The sequence below is a fragment of the Okeania sp. genome (genome assembly GCF_983059655.1).
This window is the reverse complement of sequence record NZ_CEZPJD010000356.1, coordinates 5,961-7,992: the sequence shown is the minus strand read 5'-3', so window position 1 is coordinate 7,992 and position 2,032 is coordinate 5,961. Positions and strand designations below refer to the sequence as shown.

Sequence of the window (2,032 nt, the reverse complement as noted above, 5' to 3'; positions counted from 1 at the left end):
AAATTATCAATTATTCTTATCTGTTCCCAGCTCCGGTGTTCCCTGTTCCCTCTTTTCTGGAGATGTCTAATTATCCAGATATTATATGAAGCTTAAAACCTACCTCTTGATCCACAGTAGGGACATTCCATAGAATATCCCTAAAACCTATCACCTATCACCTTCTTCACCGTGGCCAAGAAATTCCAGAACTAGCAGCAATATAACGAGCTACAGCAGCAGCACCATAACGATTTAGGTGACTGGGGTCAAAGAAATATTTATTTTTGGCTAGTTGAGGCTGATATAAATTGAAATTTAGAAATCTAAAGCCATTTGCTCTGGCCCGACTTAGCATCCATCGATGAAAGTCTTCTTCCGCAGACCAACGCACAGAGTCTAAATAACTATCAGATAGAGGTAAATTAACAAAAACTAAAGGAATATTACGAGATTTAGTAAAATTAACAACAGAAGTTAAAGCTGTAGCCTGAGTACCCCCAAGATAAAAACCAGCATAGTCGCCATCATAAAGCCCTGCTACATAAGGTCGTCTCTGATAATAATAGGAAGGATTAAATCGCCCATCCATTGGTAGAAACCCATTAGCATCAATGGCATTGGCAACATCAGCGATCGCTACTGCTTGTACAAGTTGAGTAGAATATTGAGGGTGGGATGTGAAGTTTGAGGAGTTTTGCGATAGAGGTTTATAAGAATATTGGTTAGTCTTAAAATAGTCAGTATAAAGAGTATTAGAACTATTCTCTACTCCGGTATTTCCTCTGTTACTGAGCGTTCCTTGTGCTGCTGCGCCTTCCCATAGCAAGGTTTCCTTACCTGGTTCCCACTGCTTGTTTATGTCACCGATGAGGGTTCCCACCGCTGTTGTTTGTTCCCTATAACTAACTTCTATTGCTTCTCGTTGCGATATCTCAAAAGGAGAGTAGGGAGGTGCAAATACATTATAAGGTTTGGGAAATTGATAACAGGTAGAAGCAAAATTAGACTGAGCGCTAGGTAACTGGGGACGAACACCAGAAAGTAATTTTCTTTTTCCCTCAGAAGCAACAATTGAATTATAAGTTCGATCTACCCGTCCACTATTAAAAGCTCGTACTCCATCTGCCCAAATAATTAATTTTGGCAGTTGATTATTATTCAAAAGTTGTCGCAGTTGAAAGTCTACTACTTGAGCAGTGGCCCCATTGATGCTAAAGTTAAATATGTTTAACGGACGATTACCTTTAGCGACTAAATATTGTTGTAGTTGTTGCGGATCGACCCCATATAGGGCGCGGGAACTACCCACAATTAAAATATCTGGCGGACCAACAGTAGCAACGAAAGACAGGTAAAGCTCTAACTGAGTGTCGAGAACATCACTATTGAAGGAAACAGGATTATACTGAGAACGTGCAGAAGCTGCTTGTTGTTGGGAGTAAGCTAAATTTCTCATATACTCAACCACTTTTTTCTCAGCAAAAGCACGTCTGGGGTTTCCTGGCGGTACAGCTTGCATCCAAGCGACTGCCTGTACCCACTCTTGAGCGACCTTATCCCACTGTTGTTTAGTTCTCGCGGTCTGAGCTAACTGTGAGGCTTTTGTGGCAAATCTCACTGCTTGACTAAAGGGGTCTACAGAAGCACATTGAGTAGCATTGGAATTTTGAGAAATTAGAGAAATTTGTGAGTTATTTTCTTTAGCGGAAGTTAGATCGCAGTTATTGACTGATATAAGATTTTTCTCTGAGGTAGGAGATATTTTGCTTTGAAACTTTTGAGTGGGAATACATCCAATAGTTAGGGTTAGCAAAATAGTTGCTGTGAAAGATTTAAGTAAGCTAGATGAAAGTCTAGCATTATGGAATTTATTTTCTATATTTTGTTGCCAACTACGTTCGAGAGTGGCATCGGATGAATGGATTTTAGTCACCTAAATTCCTCTCCAAATTTATATGTAATATTTGTGGTAGATTATAGTACCTTTTTCGGCAAGTTTATTTGTCAAAAGGAAGCTGGAAACAGGCAAGAGGCTAAAGTTTAACTAGGG

The 2,032-nt window shown here is 39.7% G+C and carries 1 protein-coding gene and 1 pseudogene; both read right to left on the bottom strand.

Annotated features, from left to right (window positions below; all coding sequences use genetic code 11):
• Nucleotides 1-92: 92 nt before the first annotated feature.
• Nucleotides 93-140 (bottom strand): annotated as a pseudogene (locus AC3DU7_RS19070) (primase-helicase zinc-binding domain-containing protein); the annotation flags it as partial.
• A gap of 26 nt (nt 141-166) precedes the next feature.
• Nucleotides 167-1,915, bottom strand: coding sequence for a hypothetical protein (locus tag AC3DU7_RS19065; protein WP_488040889.1), 1,749 nt, complete (start codon nt 1,913-1,915; stop codon nt 167-169).
• Nucleotides 1,916-2,032 lie beyond the last annotated feature (117 nt).